This window comes from Staphylococcus cohnii species complex 1663 (assembly GCF_041008415.1).
Lineage (GTDB): Bacteria > Bacillota > Bacilli > Staphylococcales > Staphylococcaceae > Staphylococcus > Staphylococcus ureilyticus.
The window spans coordinates 325,117-344,425 of sequence record NZ_JBFDVL010000003.1 but is presented as its reverse complement, the minus strand read 5'-3'; the positions used below and the strand labels follow the sequence as shown (position 1 = coordinate 344,425).

The 19,309-nt window shown below is 31.5% G+C and carries 19 protein-coding genes; 13 read left to right on the top strand and 6 right to left on the bottom strand.

The genetic code is table 11. The features are described from left to right. Window positions 1–69: 69 nt before the first annotated feature. The gene (locus AB1J10_RS05475) at window positions 70–2,244 is read right to left on the bottom strand and encodes a bifunctional glycosyltransferase/CDP-glycerol:glycerophosphate glycerophosphotransferase (protein WP_369003039.1); all 2,175 of its coding nucleotides are present in this window, start codon (window positions 2,242–2,244) and stop codon (window positions 70–72) included. Window positions 2,245–2,471: 227 nt separating this feature from the next. Further along, the gene (locus AB1J10_RS05470) at window positions 2,472–5,657 is read right to left on the bottom strand and encodes a CDP-glycerol glycerophosphotransferase family protein (protein WP_070038897.1); all 3,186 of its coding nucleotides are present in this window, start codon (window positions 5,655–5,657) and stop codon (window positions 2,472–2,474) included. A 25-nt stretch (window positions 5,658–5,682) separates the two neighbouring features. Here AB1J10_RS05470 and AB1J10_RS05465 point away from each other — a divergent pair, with 25 nt between their 5' ends. The 8 genes from AB1J10_RS05465 (at window position 5,683) to AB1J10_RS05430 (ending at window position 12,224) form a co-directional block, all read left to right on the top strand. Continuing rightward, window positions 5,683–6,162, top strand: a complete 480-nt coding sequence (locus tag AB1J10_RS05465; RefSeq protein WP_369003038.1) for an SGNH hydrolase domain-containing protein — start codon at window positions 5,683–5,685, stop codon at window positions 6,160–6,162. A 76-nt stretch (window positions 6,163–6,238) separates the two neighbouring features. Next, entirely contained in the window at window positions 6,239–6,394 is a 156-nt protein-coding gene (locus tag AB1J10_RS05460) for a hypothetical protein (RefSeq protein WP_157948047.1), read from the top strand. Window positions 6,395–6,764: 370 nt separating this feature from the next. Further along, window positions 6,765–8,132 (top strand): AMP-binding protein, encoded by a 1,368-nt coding sequence (locus AB1J10_RS05455; RefSeq protein WP_239991577.1) that lies wholly within the window; start codon window positions 6,765–6,767, stop codon window positions 8,130–8,132. After that, window positions 8,133–9,275, top strand: coding sequence for a thiolase family protein (locus AB1J10_RS05450; RefSeq protein WP_070038913.1), 1,143 nt, complete (start codon window positions 8,133–8,135; stop codon window positions 9,273–9,275). It abuts the gene before it with no gap. Then, the gene (locus AB1J10_RS05445; protein WP_070038915.1) at window positions 9,247–9,630 is read left to right on the top strand and encodes a hypothetical protein; all 384 of its coding nucleotides are present in this window, start codon (window positions 9,247–9,249) and stop codon (window positions 9,628–9,630) included. Before AB1J10_RS05450 ends, AB1J10_RS05445 begins: the two co-directional genes overlap by 29 nt. Next, window positions 9,611–9,877 carry a hypothetical protein gene (locus tag AB1J10_RS05440; RefSeq protein ID WP_070038917.1) on the top strand — a complete coding sequence of 89 codons (267 nt, stop codon included), beginning with the start codon at window positions 9,611–9,613 and terminating at the stop codon, window positions 9,875–9,877. The genes AB1J10_RS05445 and AB1J10_RS05440 overlap by 20 nt, the downstream gene beginning before the upstream one ends. A gap of 186 nt (window positions 9,878–10,063) precedes the next feature. Then, window positions 10,064–11,476, top strand: a complete 1,413-nt coding sequence (locus AB1J10_RS05435; protein WP_070038919.1) for an MFS transporter — start codon at window positions 10,064–10,066, stop codon at window positions 11,474–11,476. 307 nt (window positions 11,477–11,783) lie between these two features. Further along, window positions 11,784–12,224, top strand: coding sequence for an ASCH domain-containing protein (locus tag AB1J10_RS05430; RefSeq protein WP_070038922.1), 441 nt, complete (start codon window positions 11,784–11,786; stop codon window positions 12,222–12,224). 247 nt (window positions 12,225–12,471) lie between these two features. On the opposite strand, the gene vraX is transcribed toward AB1J10_RS05430, so the two are convergent. Continuing rightward, window positions 12,472–12,642, bottom strand: a complete 171-nt coding sequence (gene vraX / locus AB1J10_RS05425) for a C1q-binding complement inhibitor VraX (RefSeq protein ID WP_019468209.1) — start codon at window positions 12,640–12,642, stop codon at window positions 12,472–12,474. A gap of 284 nt (window positions 12,643–12,926) precedes the next feature. Here vraX and isaB point away from each other — a divergent pair, with 284 nt between their 5' ends. After that, complete coding sequence (isaB, locus tag AB1J10_RS05420) at window positions 12,927–13,454, top strand: immunodominant staphylococcal antigen IsaB family protein (RefSeq protein ID WP_019468208.1); 528 nt, start codon at window positions 12,927–12,929, stop codon at window positions 13,452–13,454. A gap of 81 nt (window positions 13,455–13,535) precedes the next feature. Here isaB and thiD read toward each other — a convergent pair whose 3' ends face one another. Further along, window positions 13,536–14,366, bottom strand: coding sequence for a bifunctional hydroxymethylpyrimidine kinase/phosphomethylpyrimidine kinase (gene thiD / locus AB1J10_RS05415; RefSeq protein ID WP_070038923.1), 831 nt, complete (start codon window positions 14,364–14,366; stop codon window positions 13,536–13,538). A gap of 244 nt (window positions 14,367–14,610) precedes the next feature. Here thiD and AB1J10_RS05410 point away from each other — a divergent pair, with 244 nt between their 5' ends. The 4 genes from AB1J10_RS05410 to AB1J10_RS05395 all read left to right on the top strand — a co-directional run bounded on the left by AB1J10_RS05410 (window position 14,611) and on the right by AB1J10_RS05395 (window position 17,594). After that, on the top strand, window positions 14,611–15,276 hold the full coding sequence (locus AB1J10_RS05410; RefSeq protein ID WP_256277550.1) for a uracil-DNA glycosylase: 666 nt from the start codon (window positions 14,611–14,613) through the stop codon (window positions 15,274–15,276). A 5-nt stretch (window positions 15,277–15,281) separates the two neighbouring features. Continuing rightward, window positions 15,282–15,653: a DUF5327 family protein gene (locus AB1J10_RS05405; protein ID WP_064209593.1), complete on the top strand. Its 372-nt coding sequence runs from the start codon at window positions 15,282–15,284 to the stop codon at window positions 15,651–15,653. A gap of 24 nt (window positions 15,654–15,677) precedes the next feature. Further along, entirely contained in the window at window positions 15,678–16,040 is a 363-nt protein-coding gene (locus AB1J10_RS05400; RefSeq protein WP_046207271.1) for a DUF423 domain-containing protein, read from the top strand. 63 nt (window positions 16,041–16,103) lie between these two features. Further along, entirely contained in the window at window positions 16,104–17,594 is a 1,491-nt protein-coding gene (locus tag AB1J10_RS05395; protein WP_064209592.1) for an APC family permease, read from the top strand. A gap of 202 nt (window positions 17,595–17,796) precedes the next feature. Here the strand turns inward: AB1J10_RS05395 and AB1J10_RS05390 are convergent, their stop codons facing one another. Further along, entirely contained in the window at window positions 17,797–18,249 is a 453-nt protein-coding gene (locus AB1J10_RS05390; protein WP_369003037.1) for a threonine/serine exporter family protein, read from the bottom strand. Window positions 18,250–18,260: 11 nt separating this feature from the next. After that, entirely contained in the window at window positions 18,261–19,034 is a 774-nt protein-coding gene (locus AB1J10_RS05385; RefSeq protein ID WP_107365304.1) for a threonine/serine exporter family protein, read from the bottom strand. Between the last annotated feature and the right edge of the window lie 275 nt (window positions 19,035–19,309).

Sequence of the window (19,309 nt, the reverse complement as noted above, 5' to 3'; positions counted from 1 at the left end):
AAATGATTAGCTCTTTTTTTATGAGAAATTTTACAAATTAATTTTAATCGTACGCTTGTTTGAATATTATTAATTTTTAGGATTGTGAATATTATTATAAATCAAATCACCAATATATTGAGAAACATGGCCATTTTCGATTGAACAAAATTTATTATGAAAACTGTTTATTTTATCGCTGTATTGTTGTGCATAATATGCAAAGTGATTTAAGCCTTCAATCACTTCATCAGTGTTTGTGAAAATAGGACCTGGTAATTCATGGAAATAATCAATATAAAATCCACGTAATTTTTCTTTGTATTTTTCTATATCATAAGCATAGAAAAATTGAGGGCGTTTCAAAACACCATAATCAAACATCACGGAAGAATAATCCGTGATTAAACCATCGCTAATTAAGTAAAGCTCAGAAATATCACTATAATCGGAAACATCAACGATAAAGTCTTCATAATCGCTCAAATCAAGTTTATTTGCAATTAGATAGTGCATGCGTAATAAGATAATATATTGATCACTAATATTTGCACGGAGTTTAGTTAAATCTAGTTGTACAGTTTGTTGATAATTACCTGCTTCATTGTATTCATCATCTCGCCATGTTGGTGCATATAAAACAACTTTTTTATCAAGAGGTATATTTAAGTTTGCTTTAATTTCATTTATATATGGTTGGTTCTGAGCATGATTGACTAAAATATCATTTCTAGGATAACCGATTTCTAAAATGTTTTCTCTTTGCATCCAAAATGCTGATTGAAAAATAGCGGTAGAATAGGCATTGGGTGATATTAAGTAATCCCAGCGGCGAGTTGCGTTATAAAATGATTTTTTATAAGATGCAGTAGTTGTATTGGGCATTCGTACTACTTTCATATCATTTGCTAATTTTTTAAGTGGGGTACCATGCCAAGTTTGAATATATAATTGATTATTCTTTTTGTTGATGTGCACTGGTATCCTAGCGTTTGTAACCCAAACATGTGCTTTTCGATAAATGTCGAAATAGGATTTACTGTTTTTAGCAATTAAATTTAATTCTTGAGGGAAATTTACTTTATTTTGTGTATCATAAATCCAATAATATTTGAGATTAGGGTATTTATGTTGCATGTATTCATAAATGTACTTTGGGCTATCATTATAATTTTTTCCGCTAAAAGATTCAAATACTATCATTTCATTGTCGACATCTTTCTTTTTATTGAATAAAAGATATTTAGAAAGGTTTTTATTTGGTTTGTTTAGCAAGATATTTTTTAAATATCTTGTACGTAATCTCCACTTATTAAAAGAAAGTGCCAATCGATAATTTGTATGTTGTAATAATAATAATTCGACTTTAAATAGAAACTTGGTTTCGCGTTGTATAGCTGGCATTAGTAATGGAATTAATTTAGTTAATGATTTATGACCGATCCGATATTTCTTTTCAATATCAGGGTCGCTGGGTTCAAACCAAAGTTTGATAGCTTTTAATATACTTTTAAGTACATATTGTTTTAATACTGGGTCTTCGATGCGAGCAAGTGCATCGTGAGATGCTTTAACAAAATCTTTAAATAAATATTCAAAAGATTGTTCTCGTAGTTTATTTGTATTCAATGGATCATAAATTTCCCCACAAATATAGAAAGGGATTCCTTTAATATCAACGTAAGTTTTTGCATATTTCAGATAGTCGATGATAAACGACCAATCTGAATAAACATTCAAAGATTCATTAAACTTTAGTTTTTTTTGAAGCACAATACGTGTATTAAAAATAATGTTAACAATAGCATATTGTGCTAAGATATTACTTTCATTTTCTCGTGTTTTTTTATAATTAACCTGCAAAGTATCGTCAGTATATGCAGTTGGTATGTTCAAAATAAAATCTGTAATAGGAGCAATAAGGGTATCACAGTTTTTTAAATATTTAAGATATATTTCAACTGTATAAGGTGCAAGAAAATCATCGGCATCAACAAATAAAAAATGAGTCGTTTTAACATGAGCAATGGCTTCATTTCTTGCATGACTATGGCCTTGATTTGTATTGAACTTAATGTACTTTACATTTATATTATCATTATCGATTTGCATAAATAATCGCTTTTCTGAAGTATCGGTAGAACCATCATTTACTAATATTAAGTTAAAATTTTTATCTGTTTGATTTAATAATGAAGCGATACATTGCTCAATGTGATCTTCATTATTAAAAAAAGGGACTATTATAGACAATGTATTGGTCATATTTAGGTAACACCTCTTGGACATAGTATTAGATATAAATACAGGAGTGAGTTAAGAAATCAAATAGAGATTACTTGATTTCAAATACTCACTCCTAACATTGATATTAATCATTGGATTTTTGACATCTTTTATATAATAAACAAATAGTAATACATATAGATAGAGGGTATTTTATTTGTTTACGTGAAATATACTGCATTTTTAATAATAATTACGTGCATTAGTTAAAAGAAACGTTCTACTATACTTTGAGCTGCAGTTCCATTCTCATATGAACAAAATCTTTCGTGAAATTGCTCGTATTTCATTTTGTATTCTTGTTGAATTTGTTCAATATTTTTAATTGCGTGTATTAATGTTTCATTTGTTTTAATAAGCGGACCTGGTGCTTCATTTTCAAAGTCAAAATAAAATCCACGCAAACTGTTTTTATAGTGTTCTAAATCGTAAGTGAAAAATAGCATAGGTTTTCTAGTATTAGCAAAATCAAACATTACAGAAGAGTAATCCGTGATACAAATGTCCGTAATTAAGAATAAATCACTGATATCGTTATATTTACTGCCGTTAATTACAAAATTGTCTAAGCTACTATCTAATTTTAATGCATTACTAATAATTATATGTGGCCTTAGAATTAAAATATAGTCTTCACTAAGTTGTTCTTGCATCTTTTGTAAATCAATTTGTAAGTTGATGATATGCTTTTTAGCTTTATTAATTTCATCATCACGGAAAGTTGGTGCGTATAGGATGATTTTACGATCATCTTGAATACCCAAACGTTGTTTGATTTTTTCTTTTTTATTATTAATATAAGCTACATCGTTATTGTAGAATATATCATTGCGTGGATAGCCAACTTCTAATATATCTTTATGAAATTCAAAGGCTGATCTAAAACATTCAGATGCATATGGACTTGGTGAAACGAGATAATCCCAATATTGAATTGCTCCGTTAACACGTTTTTTATAGTTCGCATCTCTACCCTCAAAGCTTTCAACATCATTTAGCATTTTTTTCAAAGGCGTACCATGCCATGTCTGAATGTAGATTGTATCCTTAGGTTTTGAAATATAATGTGGGAAGTTTTGGTTATTTATCCAATATTTTGCACGTGATAAATAATGGTAATACTCCGGTGACAATCGTTTTACTGTTATGACGTTAGGATCATTAAAAGGGAATTGTTGATTACTTACCCATACAATTTGGTAATGGTCAGTATATGCTTTTAATTTGTCATAGATAACTTTTGGACTGTCACTGACAGCTTTGCCTACATTACTTTCAAATACAACTAAATCTTTTTTGACTGGTACAAGCTTAGAAATAGCGGAGTTATATTTATCCATTACATTAAAGTATTGTTTACTTTTTCTAAAACGTTTGAATAAATGTTGTGACAATATATCATATTTAAATTTGCTTTTTAATTGGTTAGTTGTTTTGTGATTTAAGACTGCTTCGAAAATTCTTTCGCTATTGTGTTGATCATGATATTTAACGAAACGATTTGCTTTTATTTCGACTGCTTTATCGATTTGATAATCATTGCTAATCGTTTTATTTAGCAATGATTCTAAATCATGTTGATTATTAACAATTGTACCAGGTAATTCATTTTCTATATCAAGGTGTGAAGGTTCATTACCTAAAAATGCGTGTTTATCAAATTGATAATAAATCACAGGTTTGTTTAAAAAGCTGAAATCAAATGCAACACTTGAATAGTCAGTAATCATTAATTTACTTTCTTGGATTAGTTTCTGTACGTTAACATCACCTTGTTTAATACTTGTAATATAATTTGGCACATTAAATAATTCAATGAAAGGCTGCATATTAGGATGTAAACAGAAAATGACTTCATTGCCTTTGTTAGCAATAGACTTAATACTAGGACTATTCAATAATTGGTTGATATTTTCTAGATATTCAGAATCCTCTAGTCGCTCCCAATTGATTAACCAGTCTCTCCATGTTGGAATAATTAAAATTTGGTCTTTGGTATTAACTTTCGGATTAAAAAGTTCGTCAAATCGTGCTAAGCCTGTCACTACAACTTGTTTACTATCAAACTTCAAATCTCTTACTACGATTTCTTTCTCTCTTTCAGAACTTGCAATAAAAAGGTCAACATTGAAATCTTTCAGTTGATTGCCATTAATATTTGATAAATTTTTAACCCCTAAGACACCATGTTGTAAAAAGACTCTAGTTGCTTTAATCTTTTTTGTGTAAATGGCGCTATTAGTAGGGAATATTAATTCGGGATGATGTGTTGTACAAATATAATCAGCATGTAACATAATGTTGAAATGCTCTGGCGATTTATAGTAAATAACATTACCAAAAGGAAGCACATTTTTAGCTTCGATAGAGTCTTTTTCAATTATGTAAAAGACAGGTAATTCAGGATGGTATGTACGCATATATTTAAAGAAGTGATAACCATTATCTTGAGCTTTATACGATTTTTCACCAATTACCCAAACCTTTTGATTTTGCTTTTTGAAGGGTAATTTCATATTTGGCATTTTTAAATTTTGTATATAAGTTAAATAACTATCGATTGTATATCTATTGACTCTAAATGAAAGGTTGCGACCTTTCATAGTTAAATAAGGCGTAATAGAGATGATTTCATTTTCGAATTCAGTAATGATTTCCCCTTTAAGAAAGCGCTCTGCTAATATTCTAGGATTTCCCAACTTAACTTCAATAGGTAATTTTGATTCTTGAATGTCAATTTCTAAGTAGATATCAATGATATCACCGTTTTCAAATGGATATTTCATGAAATCAATGAGTTCATGATAAATATCTAATGAAAAATTTATGTAAGTTGTCTGTTTTCTTTTAGTAATTGATTTTGCTGGGAATGTAATCATTTTTTTTCGAGTCGTAAATCGTGTGCCTAATACCAGAGCTATGTTTTCAAAGGTTGAATTAATGATTGAACATTGTCCCTCGATTTTAGCTTCATGATTATTAAATCTAAATGAGTCAATATGTCTTCTAGAAAAATAATTTTTTGAAGGTGTATATTGAGTCATTGAAAAGTGTAGGAAACCATTTTTAGTAATATAAGGATGGATAGAATAGTCACCATCTGTTACTTCTGATAAATTGCAAACAGTTGAATTTGCGTTATTAACTTTCAGGTTTTTTTGCGTCGTTAGAATTACATCAGATTCTTCAACGACCAAATATAATTTATTCGTCTCTTGTTGTTTAAAAACAGAAATTACTTCATTTAAATCAATCTTAAAGTTAGCTGTATCATCTATAGGTTCATAACAAAGTGAGTTATATTCGTTTTTAATATATAATTTGTCAATTGATCTATTTGTTTCATTAAAAGAAATATTAAGGTTTGACCCTTCTTGTATTATATTTTGCAACAAACTTCCTCCCCAAAATAAATATTTGGAAAACAACGATGATATTGACTTAGTAGTTTCACATGCTACTTCCGCTGCAAGTGATAGTAAGTGGGTGCAAGATCAAATGGTAAATCAACTCAATATTGTAAAAAATGATTATGGTATTGACGTTTTAGCAATTAGAGATATACCAACATATAATTTTAACGTTGCTGAGGAATTTGATAAGTATGGTGAGAAAAAAATAATTAATAAAATGAATAATTATCATAGTCAACAAGATCAATCGTATTGGAAGAAGTTTATACAAAACAATAATAATATGTATACATTTGACCCAACTGAATATTTCAAAGAAGATAACCAATATAAACCGGTTATTGGTAATGTTGCAATTTATAGAGATATGGATCATATGACAAATACTTATTCAGAATCGTTTGGGGATATGCTGGCAGAAAAATTGAAATATGCAATCGAAAATAAAGATGACAATAAAGATAAAAACTTAAATGAAATATAGCGATTAGTATTTCTTTTTTAGTTCAATAAGTATGATTATGTTGTTTAATATAAGTAATGGGAAAGGGGAATTATTTATGAAGTTTGTAAAAGGAATTATTGGTTTCATTTGTATTAATTTATCGATTTTGGGAGTAATAAACATTTTAAAGCGGTATAAAAAAGATTCTATTACAGTAGATGAGGATACATCAGACAAAGCATATGCATTGATTATTAACAATATTGACTAAATCATTCAATAATAACTGAGAGTGAATAGATATGAATATTTGATTATCAAAGAATAACTAATAAATTGATGTTACTAACAAATTAGGGGAAGTAATTGAAATAAATACAAAAAGTATTTATTTTGAATACTTGCCCTTTTTTTAATCATTTACTTAATAAAAAGATTTAGAAATATAGCTTTATATGCTTAAAATTGGGATAATTCACCACGAATTGTGCCATTTTTTGTATTTTAAGGAAAACAAGATTCAAAATGACTCAATTTGAATTAAAAATTTGGGATGTTTATGGCATTGGGAACCAAATGTTTTCATTATATTATTTTACACCCTAAATGTTAATATATTTTGTATAAAAGTTAACAAAGGGGTGTTGTATTTGGAAATTTTAGAAAAAATAGAAAATCACGCTAAGAAACAACCGCATCAAGTTGCTTTGCGCTTTGATGAACAAGCATTAACATATGATGAATTAATTAAAGAATTAAATAACAAAAGTAACTTATTTTCTAATATACCCAAACATAGCATTGTAGGATTGGTCACACGACATCCGCAGAAGGCAATGATTATTTATTTAGCATTGTTAAAAAGTGAGTGTGTACCATGTATTTTTGATGATAGATGGTCGAGCGCGCAAACCTTCAATTTAGTCGAAAAATACGGTGTTCAATATCTTATGGAAGAAGAGGATTTAAGTATACATAATGTGACCCAAAAAGATAATTTCAAGGACGATGACGATTTGTTACATATCGCTTTTACATCTGGAACGACAGGCTTACCTAAAGCATATTATAGGGGAGCGTTATCTTGGATTAAGTCTTTTTCCAAAAATGATCAATTATTTGACAGAATGATAAATACAGTTGTTGCTCCGGGTCCGTTGTCGCATTCTTTATCGTTATATGCATGTATTTATGCATTATATACAGGTAGAACATTTATTGGACAGCGATATTTTGAAGCCAAGCGTTTAATGCAGACAATCCAACACCAAAAAGTAAACACAGCGTGTTTTATGGTGCCAACAATGATACAAGCTTGCGTTGCAACTCAAATTTTAATAGAAGGAAAACATTATATTTTAAGTACTGGGGATAAACTTGGCTTACATATTCGTCAACGTATTCAACAATGTTTCCCTAAAAGTGATCTAATTGAGTTCTTTGGGACATCAGAAGCTAGCTTTATTAGTTATAACTTCAATAATAGTGCACCACCAGAATCTGTTGGCAAATTGTTTCACAACGTGCACGTGAATATTGAACAGCCTGACGTATCAGGTATAGGCCTACTAAAGATAAGAAGTGATATGTCATTTGGTGGTTATGCTGATGAAGATGTCAGCGATGATAGTTGGATTGAAACAGGAGATTTTGCATCATGTGACGCGCATGCACATTTATTTTTACATGGTAGAAAGCATGATCGTATGATTATTGGTGGACGTAATGTTTATCCGTTTGAAATTGAACAGCATGCAAAATCCATTAATTTATTCAAAGAAGTAGTTGTTATCAGTGAAAAACATTCTAAATTTGGAGAAATTGCCGTATTACTATATACCGGTGATCATACAGTTCGTTATAACGATTTTAGAAAAATTATGAAACATCATGTAGCGCGTTACCAAATACCATCGAAACTAGTTAAAGTAAAGCAAATGGTCTATACCTCAAGTGGAAAGATTGCGCGCGAACGTATGAAACAATGCTATTTAAAAGGAGAATTATAAATGAATGAAGCGGTAATTATAGCAGCGAAACGTACAGCATTTGGGAAATATGGTGGGAAATTGAGACATTTAGAACCTGAATTATTATTAAAGCCACTATTCAATTATTTGAAAAATAACTTCCCTGCAATTGTTAATAATATAGATGACGTGATTTTAGGTAATGTTATCGGAAATGGAGGTAATATTGCGCGAAAGGCACTTTTAGAAGCTGGATTAAATCAACAAGTGCCAGGTGTGACGGTTGATCGCCAATGTGGTTCGGGATTAGAGGCTGTAAATCAAGCCTGTCGCATGATACAAGCAGGTGCAGGGTCAATATACATTGCAGGTGGCGTGGAAAGTACAAGCAGAGCACCCTGGAAGATTAAGCGTCCACAATCTGTATATGACACACATTTACCAGAATTTTATGAAAGAGCATCATTTGCACCTCAAGGCCAAGATCCATCTATGATACAAGCAGCTGAAAATGTTGCAGAAAGATATGGTATATCAAGATTTGAACAAGATGAATTCGCATGGCACAGTCATCAAAAAACGCTTGATGCATATAACCATCGTAAGATTACTCAAGAGATAACGCCACTGATGATTAAAGGAGAAACATTTCAACAAGATGAAAGTATTAAACCTAAATTAACGCAACAAACGCTAAATCGATTAAAGCCATTATTACCAAACGGGAGCATTACTGCTGGCAATTGTTGTATGAAAAATGACGGTGCCGTACTACTACTTGTCATGGAAAAAACATTTGCTAAAGCATATGGCATACACAGTGGATTATCATTCATTGACCAAGTAACTATAGGTGTAGACCCAAATATACTTGGTATTGGTCCTGTGCCTGCTATAGAAAAACTATTAGCAAAACAGCAATTGTATTTAAATGATATCGATGCTATAGAATTAAATGAAGCTTTTGCATCACAAGTGTTAGCAAGCCAACAAGCTTTAAACGTACCAGCTGAAAAATTAAATATTTATGGTGGCGCGATAGCTACTGGACATCCTTATGGCGCAAGTGGTGCTGCACTTGTTACACGGCTATTCTATATGGAACATAAACATAGGACAATTGCAACTATGGGTATTGGAGGAGGTATGGGCAATGCAACATTATTTGAAAGATGGTCATGAACAACGAGAAATGATATTCCCAAAAAAAGATGTAGAAGCTTATAATCAATTGTTTGCACAAACGAATAGCGTTGATGTTTCGCCACTTTATTGTGCAAGCCTGTGGCCCGAATTTGAATTGTTCAAACCGTTTATTTCTAGTAAGTTACTATTAAAATCAACAGAAATTGAACAATATCATCCCTTAGCAATTGATGTCATATATCAAGTGCAATTAACATTAATCGAACAAAAAAGGATTCGTCAATTTATCAAATATAGCTTTGAAATGAAAATAAATAAAAATCTGACTAAATGTATATATATTAAGCAAACGTTTTTAGAGAAGGTGAAAAATGATACAGATATTACCTAACGATGTAGAACGATATTTGAGACTTGTCAAAGATGAGAATCCTTTGCATCAACATATTGTACCAGGACAAATGATTGTGCAAATTGCATTGATATACAATGAATTGAATTGGAAAAATTATAAAATTAATTATGTTGAACCAGTTGATACATATGAATTTCTTCATTTTGATTTTGAAAGCAATAATAAATTAATCGTGAAAAATAATTATGATAAAGTTAAAGTTACTATTTTGAAAAATAAATAAGTAATCATTGAAAATTGTCCTTAACTAGATAACAAACTTAAAAATAAAATGAATTTTTCCATATTTAAAAACAACTACAATTTTTGTATAAAAATTAAAAAATAGAATTTAAAAAATTTGAAACAGTTTGACATACACTCCGAACTCAGTATAATAAGTAAACATGTTAAGGGAGTGACTTAAATCGTGGATTATGAACAAGATTTTGATAAAAGTAATATTAATAAGGTGAATCCTAGAACTGCGAAAAAAACTGTATTTGCAACCGGTATTGGTAATGCGATGGAATGGTTCGATTTCGGGTTATATTCTTACCTAGCAGTTATATTGGGGCAAAACTTTTTTAGTTCGGTAGAAAATGACCAGTTAAAAACGATATTTACATTTGCCACATTTGCAATTGCATTTTTATTAAGACCAGTAGGTGGCATTATTTTTGGTATTATTGGTGATAAATTTGGTAGGAAAGTCGTTTTAACGACAACCATTATCATGATGGCATTTTCAACTTTGTTAATTGGTTTATTACCTACATATGATCAAATAGGTGTATGGGCGCCAATTTTACTATTATTAGGTAGAGTGCTTCAAGGGTTTTCAACTGGTGGAGAGTATGCAGGTGCGATGGTTTATGTTGCTGAATCCTCACCAGATAAATCTAGAAATGGTCTAGGTTCAGGTTTGGAAATTGGTACATTATCAGGTTATATCGCCGCATCAGTAATCAGTGGCTTACTATTTTTCTTTTTAAATGAGGAACAAATGGCTACATGGGGATGGAGAATACCATTTATTTTGGGTCTGTTTTTAGGTATATTTGGTTTTTATTTAAGAAGAAAATTAGAGGAATCTCCAGTATTTGAAAATGAAATAGCTACACAACCTAAACGAGATAACATCGGATTTTTCACAATTGTTCGATATTACTACAAAGATATTATTGTATGTTTTGTAGCTGTAGCATTCTTTAATTGTACTAATTATATGGTAACTTCATATATGCCATCTTATTTACAACAAATAATTAAATTAGATAGCACAACGGTTTCTGTACTTATCACGGTTGTCATGGCAGTAATGATTCCATTGGCATTAATGTTTGGTAGAGTTGCAGATCGCATCGGAGAGAAAAAAGTCTTTTTAATCGGGCTATGTGGCACAGCTATCTTTAGTACTTTGGCATTTGCGTTATTCCAATCAGGTTCGTTGGTTTTAATAATTGTAGGTATATTTACGTTAGGATTTTTCTTGTCTACTTATGAAGCAACGATGCCAGGTTCATTACCAACGATGTTTTATACGCATATCCGTTATCGAACATTGGCGGTAACATTTAATGTGTCAGTATCATTATTTGGTGGAACAACACCGTTAATTGCTTCTTCATTGGTTGCGAAAACAGGAGATCCGCTTTCACCAGCTTATTACTTAGCGGCAATGAGCGTTATAGGGATTATCGTTATTTCATTGTTACATGTCAGCACAGCAGGTAAATCGCTTAAAGGTTCATATCCAAATGTTCAAAGCGATGAAGAATATGATTATTATACGGAAAATCCTGAGAAAGCTTTATGGTGGGCAAACGATAAACGCGTATAAGCCGAATGACATTACAAACGACTATTAAGATAATAGTATGCTAGCTATCGATACTAAAACGGAATAGTAGAAATTTAAAAATAGGTTATTCATTTCCTTTTAGCGTTAGGAAGTGAGTACCTATTTTTTTAGCAAATTTCACTATTATTGCAAGAAAGAATAGATTTCTTGCAATAATCTAGATATTTATATTTTAGTGTATTGCCTCATTTTGGTAGTAGAATAACATAGGATAGCAATGGTTATATCATTTATTTATGTTATGTTTAAAAAGGAAAAGGACATACATAGTTTGGGAGGGAAAATGATGACAGTAGAACAATATTGGGAGAAATTTGTACAATTATTTCCATCTTATAAGGGCAAAACATATGAAGCGTGGTCATTTGGTGTAGATGAGGATACATTAGCAGAATTAGTAAAACAAGGTGAAAAAACGGCTACGACAAGTGGTTACGAAACTTATCAAGTTGATTGTGAACCACTACCTCAAGTGGGAGATGTGAGCGTGATTTTAAATAAAAAAGGGGAACCACAATGTGTGATTGAAACAACACATGTATATCAAACAACTTTTAATGCTGTCTCTGCACATCACGCTTATTTAGAAGGTGAAGGCGATAAGTCACTAGCTTACTGGCGTAAAGCACATATTGATTTCTTTGAACCTTACTATGCATCTCTAGGATTGGCATTTAACGAATCTACTATTGTAGTGTGTGAGGAATTTAAAGTTTTATATAAATAAGTAAAGTGGTACATAAGTTAGGATCGCTTCGAGTGTGCTCTCCAAGCAAACAAAGGGGACAATCTTTGCCTAACTATGTACCACTTAGGGTGAGTGTTTATAAGGGATGTGTTATACCATGTATATATAATGGGACAGTTACATATACATGGCGCATATTTCTAAAGGGGAATTCTTTGTTCTGTTTCTTCTAATTTTAGTCTTGGAACTTACGCTTCTGTTTTTTCATCGATGTATTGAAGTGTAGCTAATAACTTACATTTAAGTTATCAACATCACTTTCAAGTAGAGAGAGTAACGTATATAATTCATTCTTGCTGAAATTTTCATCGCATTTAACAGAAATCGTTTTGAACGTCTTGGTGATAATTTCATAGATAGGGTTACCATTCTCAAAAGATTGTTCGTAGATAATCATGATGTCATACCTCCTTGTCTCTCTACACTTATTATAATAATAGATATGTATGCGAAATACATGAGTCTACAGTATCAACTTTTTATCAGTCGAACGTCGTATAATCATAAAATACTTTATTTTAATTTTTGTTGTATTAATACTATCACTTAAATGTTTATGCTATTAAAAAACAAAAATAATATATTGTGTATTTGGTTTATATTTGCACTTTTTGAAACATTTATGTAACATTGTAATCGAATCGTAATGCGATTCCAAAATTTTAAATGGAGTGATACAGAATGAATAAGATTGCAAAGACTTTTGTAGCTGGAAGCATTGTATTTGGAACTACATTAGGCATAAGCGTTTCTGATGAAGGCGTATCACATAGCGAAGCACAAGCAGCAACAACACCTTATTATCAATATGAAGGAAATGCTGGTAACGACCCTAGCTTTTTATTAAATGAACAATTTAAAAATGGAATCAAATATGGCAAGGTTACTTTTAATGGCGTGAATGTAAGTGCAAGAACAGTAGAGGGTGGCAAGACAACTCAGAAATATGACCAAACTTTCTCAGACTATTCAAAAGATGATAATATAGCAAGTAACGTTAATTTTTCTATAAAAGGGAACTTAACTTATGAGCAAGTCAAAGATGCTTATGGAAAAGATTTAAGTAAGATTAAAACACCAGATAAACAGCCTAAAGGTACAGGTGTATACGCATATCAATCTCAAAATAATGGCCCAACCGTTTTCTTTGAAATGAAAGATGGTCAAGTCAATGAAGTGAATATTGGGTATGGCGGATACGGTGGTTAAATAAAAACATAAATGAGTAAATTAACTTAAAAAGGCGCACGTTCATCATCAGAAATGGACGTGCGCTTAGTTTATATTTGATTAAACTTCTGTAACTACGACATCGATGTGTTCTATACGATTATAGGCACCGTGGTCAACAGGACCGACGAAGTCGTTCATTTTCCAACCGTTTTTAATTGCAGATGCAACAAATGCTTTAGCAGCGATGACGGCTTCTTTTGGAGATTTGCCATTTGCTAAATATGCAGTAGTTGCTGCGGCAAATGTACAACCAGCGCCGTGATTATAACTTTGTTGGAACATATCAGTAGTTAGTTGATAGTAGTTTTCCCCATTATAGTATAAGTCATAAGATTTATCTTGATCTAACGCTTTACCACCTTTAATTATAACGTGTTGTGCACCTTGTTGATGAATGATATCAGCAGCTTTTTTCATATCGTCTATTGATTTTAAAGTGCCGAGGTTTGCAAGTTGACCAGCTTCGAATAAATTCGGTGTTACGACTGTAGCTTTTGGTAACAAATATTCAATCATTGCATCAGTATTGCCAGGATTTAAAACTTCATTTTCTCCTTTGCATACCATAACTGGATCTACTACAAAGTAGTTCGCACCAGATTCAACATATGCTTCGCCGGCACGTTTGATAATTTCTTGTGTCCCTAGCATGCCCGTCTTCACTGCATCTGGACCGATTGATATAGCTGTTTCTAATTGTTTTTCAAAAACATCGAATGGAATTGGCGTAACATCATGAGACCAAGATTCTTTATCCATTGTTACAATTGATGTTAATGCAACAATACCGTATGTTCCTAACTCTTGGAATGTTTTTAAATCTGCTTGCATGCCTGCGCCAGCACTTGTATCTGAACCAGCAATGGTTAAAGTTTTTTTCAATGCCATTAATTTTCACTCCTAAATATGCTTTTATATATATCATACCACGTTTGTCGACTATTCTAAATCATGACGTTTACAATGTAATAAGGTTACAATGATGAATAAATTAGTATATCCTTTTGATTCTATTACTGATACATATTAAAATGAAATAAAATATATTCATTTTAATTGTGTTTATGATAAAGTGAGTACTACTAACCACACGAGCGAGCAAGTAGTGCTTTATGTTACTATATTAATCGAGGTGAGCGATATGGAATGGTCGGATGTTTTTCATAAAATTACTACAGAACATGATTTTACTGAAATGCATAATTTTTTAGAAAATGAATATACGACAAAGATAGTATATCCAGATAGGGAAAATATTTATCAGGCTTTTGATTTAACGCCTTTTGAAAAAGTGAAAGTTGTTATCTTAGGTCAAGATCCTTATCACGGACCAAATCAAGCACATGGTTTAGCATTTTCTGTGCAACCAAATGCTAAATTTCCGCCTTCATTAAGAAACATGTATAAAGAACTTGAAGACGATATCGGTTGTGTAAGAAAGTCACCACATTTACAAGATTGGGCAAGAGAAGGCGTTTTATTATTAAATACTGTTTTGACAGTCCGACAAGGAGAAGCGCATTCTCACAGAGATATAGGGTGGGAAACTTTTACGGATGAAGTCATTAAAACAGTTTCAGAAAATTTGAGTAATGTTGTGTTTATATTGTGGGGTAAGCCTGCACAACAAAAAATAAAACTGATTGACACAGCGAAACATCATATTATTAAATCACCACATCCAAGCCCATTATCTGCATATCGCGGATTTTTCGGTTCAAAACCGTATTCATTAACAAATGCATATTTACAAAAAAATGGTATTGAACCTATAAACTGGTGTGAAAGTGGGTTGTAAAATAAATGGAAAAAGAGAAAATTATTCAACTTATTGAGCAAGAATTAGTTCAAGCAGATGAAGCTAAAAATGATGCAGAATTTGAAAAGCATATCTATGCCATTCATACACTAACGTCACTTGTAAATAGTTCAAATAACAAACATCATTTTAAAGATAATACGTATTCAGTATCTGATTCATTCAAATCATCTCGAAATGTAGAACAAACTGCTGCAAGTAAGAAGCAAGGCATCTCAGCAGAAGAAATTCAAGCAATGGGCGGAAAAGTACCTGCCTCATCGACAAAATTTGCAAATGCTAATACTTCACTAAATGCTAATAAATTGGTAACAGATGATGAAATTGGTAATGGAGATTCAATATTTGATTTTTAATTCAAGAAAGAGAGGTTAATTTTTATGAAATTATTTATTATTCTCGGTGCTTTAAATGCTTTAATGGCTGTTGGTACTGGTGCATTTGGCGCGCATGGTTTGGAAGGTAAGTTATCGGATAAATATTTATCCGTATGGGAAAAAGCAACTACTTATCAAATGTATCACGGCCTTGGTTTACTATTAATTGGAATTATAAGTGGTACAACGTCAATTAATGTGAATTGGGCAGGATGGCTATTATTCTTAGGTATTGTATTTTTCAGTGGTTCGCTATATATTTTAGCATTAACTCAAATTCGTATACTTGGAGCAATTACACCAATTGGAGGTATTTTATTTATTATAGGTTGGTTAATGTTAGTGATTGGTACGATTAAATTATAAATTTATAATTGTTATAGAATTCATCTTAGGGGTATAATACATCCCATGAGGTGAATTTTATTTATGGGAAAAAATGATAGGAAAGTAGATAGAGGAGATTTAAAACAAAACTTGTCTGAGAAATTTGTTTGGGCAATTGCCTATGGTTCATGTATCGGCTGGGGTGCATTTATTTTACCTGGTGATTGGATTGGTCAATCTGGACCTATTCCAGCAGCTATAGGTATTGTCATTGGCGCATTATTAATGATTTTAATTGCGGTAAGCTACGGCGCACTTGTTGAACGCTTCCCAGTTTCTGGTGGGGCTTTTGCGTTTAGCTTTTTAGGTTTTGGTAGATACGTAAGTTTTTTCTCATCTTGGTTTTTAACTTTTGGTTATATTTGTGTAGTAGCCTTAAACGCAACTGCATTCAGTTTATTAATTAAATTTTTATTACCTGATGTTTTAGAAACAGGTAAATTATATACCATCGCAGGATGGGATGTTTATATTACCGAAATATTAATTGCATCATTGTTATTGATTGTATTTATGTTTATTGCGATTAAGGGCACGAGTGTTTCAGGCTCACTACAATTTTATTTCTGTGTGGCAATGGTCATTACAATCTTATTGCTATTTTTCGGCTCGTTCTTTGGTAATAATTTTTCATTGGAAAATTTACAACCATTAGCGAACAAAGAAAAAGGCTGGCTTACATCAATTGTAATGATAGTTGCAGTAGCACCGTGGGCTTATGTAGGTTTTGATAATATCCCACAAACTGCCGAAGAATTTGATTTTTCTCCAAATAAAACGTTTAAACTGATTGTGTATAGTTTGTTAGCAGCAGCATTCACATATGTGTTAATGATTTTATATACAGGCTGGCTAAGTAGCTCAGAAACGAGTTTGAACGGGCAATTATGGTTAACAGGTGCCGTCACGAGTGGTGCATTCGGCTATATAGGTTTAGCAATTTTAGCGATTGCTATTATCATGGGTATTTTTACTGGTTTAAATGGATTTTTAATGAGTTCAAGTCGTCTATTATTCTCAATGGGACGTTCAGGTATTATGCCTTCAGTATTTAGTAAACTGCATAATAAATATAAAACACCATATGTCGCAATCATATTCCTTGTAGCTATCACATTGATTGCACCTTGGTTAGGTCGTACAGCATTGACATGGATCGTTGATATGTCATCTACAGGTGTTTCAATCGCTTACTTTATTACATGTTTATCAGCAGCGCGTTTATTTAGCTATGACAAAACAAGTAACACTTATGGTCCTGTATATAAGACATTTGCGATTATAGGTACAGTAGTATCATTTGTTTTCTTATTACTATTATTAATTCCTGTTTCACCAGCTGGACTATCAATGCCATCTTATATTGCATTATTTGGTTGGTTAATTATAGGATTAATCTTTTTCGTAATTCGTTATCCTAAATTAAAACAAATGGATAATGATAAACTAAGTAAATTGATATTAAATCGTTCTGAAGATGAAGTAGTGAATCTGATTAATGAGAATAAAGTGACGAACCAAACACATAAATAGAAGTTAATCATTGATTATTTATGAAATAAACATATAAATCATTGGAAACGGATTTTCTGAAAAATTTTGAATATGAAACGACTCCTATCAATAGCAGTGGACTTTAAGTTCATATTGATAGGAGTTTTTAAAATCAAATAATGATGTCTAATATAAAAAATCTGAGGACTTTAAAGATCCTCAGATTTTTTATGTTCAATGCTCATATGTGTTTTTTGCTAAATTTTGTGCCAGAAACGATGAGTTTAGATATTTGATCAGCAAATAATAAGCCTAAAGCGATTGCGCCGGCAATTAGCGTTACTTCTAGCATCGTGTTAATAGCTTTACTAAAGTCTAACAAAATAAGATTTTTAGTAGCGTCAAAGGCTAATCCTCCAGGCACCAATGGTATAATACCTGGTACCATAAATAGAATCACTGGTTCTTTTTTATAGCGAGCCATTACATGACTAAGTAAACCCAATGCTAGACTTCCAAAGAAGCTTGAATAAATTGTATGAAGTTCAAGACCATCATAAATCAATGTATAAACCATCCAACCACATGCACCAACAATTCCAACAGCATTATATAAATATTTTGGAACATCAAATATAATACCGAAGAAGAGTGAAGCGGTATAACTAAATATTAAATTTAAAATCCAAAACATAAGCATTGCTCCTAAGAAATAATAAGTATTGTACCGACACCTGCACCAATACCAAAGGCAGTTACTAGGGCTTCTAATGATTTAGTAGTAAACATTAACATGTGCCCGCTAAATAAATCTTGAATTGCATTTGTAATTAAAACACCAGGTACGATTGGCATCACAGCTGATATAATAATTGTTGAAATAGAGCCACCTTGTATGATGGCATTTCCAAACACTGCCACTGCTCCAATAACGAGAGCCCCCATAAATTCTGGAATGAATTTAGTGTGTAAATTTCTATTCAAAAGTTCGACAACTAGATACCCTAAAGCACCTGCAACGAGTGCAGTGAATACATCCACTAAATAACCACCTTGTAAATATAGAAAACTGATTGAGATAATCGCAGCGGCAATAAATTTTAAAAATAAATCATGATTAATGCTCTGTTCATGATATATTTTTTGTAATTCTTGATATGCATCTTCAACTGATAGCGTCCCCTCGGAAAGTTGTCTAGAAACGCGATTGGTTCTTGATATACGATGTAGATTGGTGTCTCTAGTTCGTATTCTATAAATCCTTGGATAAGATTCATTATGTAACATAAAATTAATGACTGTATTTGTAACAAAACTATTACTTTCTGTATAACCTAACGTGAAAGCAATACGCGTCATTGTATCTTCTACACGCGAACCTTCTGCCCCAGACTCAAGTAAGATTCTGCCAGCGAGGATTATGACATCTTTTGCTATTTTTTCTTCATAATTTTCTGAGTATTGAACATTTCTTGTCATTTAATCACCAATTATATTTTATTTAACTAAACTATTCGTAACTGTATTTTCATGGGATATATAAGTAAGTTAATATTTTTTATTGTAACACTTTATTCAAATGATATGTTAGGTAAAAAGACACATATTGTGTTTTAAAAAAATGAGTTTTATACAACTTTAGTAATGCAAATATGTTTCAAATATTTCAAATAGGTTAAAATAGTATTAGTTGACTGTTACAAAATATTGAGTAGCGACAATATTTAACAGTTGACCCTTAAATTAAGTAGTGA

What these genes read in the sequence shown, in the direction of transcription:
- AB1J10_RS05405 (WP_064209593.1), top strand. Translation starts at nt 15,282, where the DNA reads ATGGAAAAAGAGAAAATTATTCAACTTATTGAGCAAGAATTAGTTCAA.
- AB1J10_RS05390 (WP_369003037.1), bottom strand. Translation starts at nt 18,249, where the DNA reads ATGTTTTGGATTTTAAATTTAATATTTAGTTATACCGCTTCACTCTTC.
- thiD (WP_070038923.1), bottom strand. Translation starts at nt 14,366, where the DNA reads ATGGCATTGAAAAAAACTTTAACCATTGCTGGTTCAGATACAAGTGCT.
- AB1J10_RS05460 (WP_157948047.1), top strand. Translation starts at nt 6,239, where the DNA reads ATGAAGTTTGTAAAAGGAATTATTGGTTTCATTTGTATTAATTTATCG.
- AB1J10_RS05400 (WP_046207271.1), top strand. Translation starts at nt 15,678, where the DNA reads ATGAAATTATTTATTATTCTCGGTGCTTTAAATGCTTTAATGGCTGTT.
- isaB (WP_019468208.1), top strand. Translation starts at nt 12,927, where the DNA reads ATGAATAAGATTGCAAAGACTTTTGTAGCTGGAAGCATTGTATTTGGA.
- AB1J10_RS05445 (WP_070038915.1), top strand. Translation starts at nt 9,247, where the DNA reads ATGCAACATTATTTGAAAGATGGTCATGAACAACGAGAAATGATATTC.
- AB1J10_RS05395 (WP_064209592.1), top strand. Translation starts at nt 16,104, where the DNA reads ATGGGAAAAAATGATAGGAAAGTAGATAGAGGAGATTTAAAACAAAAC.
- vraX (WP_019468209.1), bottom strand. Translation starts at nt 12,642, where the DNA reads ATGATTATCTACGAACAATCTTTTGAGAATGGTAACCCTATCTATGAA.
- AB1J10_RS05475 (WP_369003039.1), bottom strand. Translation starts at nt 2,244, where the DNA reads ATGACCAATACATTGTCTATAATAGTCCCTTTTTTTAATAATGAAGAT.
- AB1J10_RS05440 (WP_070038917.1), top strand. Translation starts at nt 9,611, where the DNA reads ATGATACAGATATTACCTAACGATGTAGAACGATATTTGAGACTTGTC.
- AB1J10_RS05430 (WP_070038922.1), top strand. Translation starts at nt 11,784, where the DNA reads ATGACAGTAGAACAATATTGGGAGAAATTTGTACAATTATTTCCATCT.
- AB1J10_RS05385 (WP_107365304.1), bottom strand. Translation starts at nt 19,034, where the DNA reads ATGACAAGAAATGTTCAATACTCAGAAAATTATGAAGAAAAAATAGCA.
- AB1J10_RS05450 (WP_070038913.1), top strand. Translation starts at nt 8,133, where the DNA reads ATGAATGAAGCGGTAATTATAGCAGCGAAACGTACAGCATTTGGGAAA.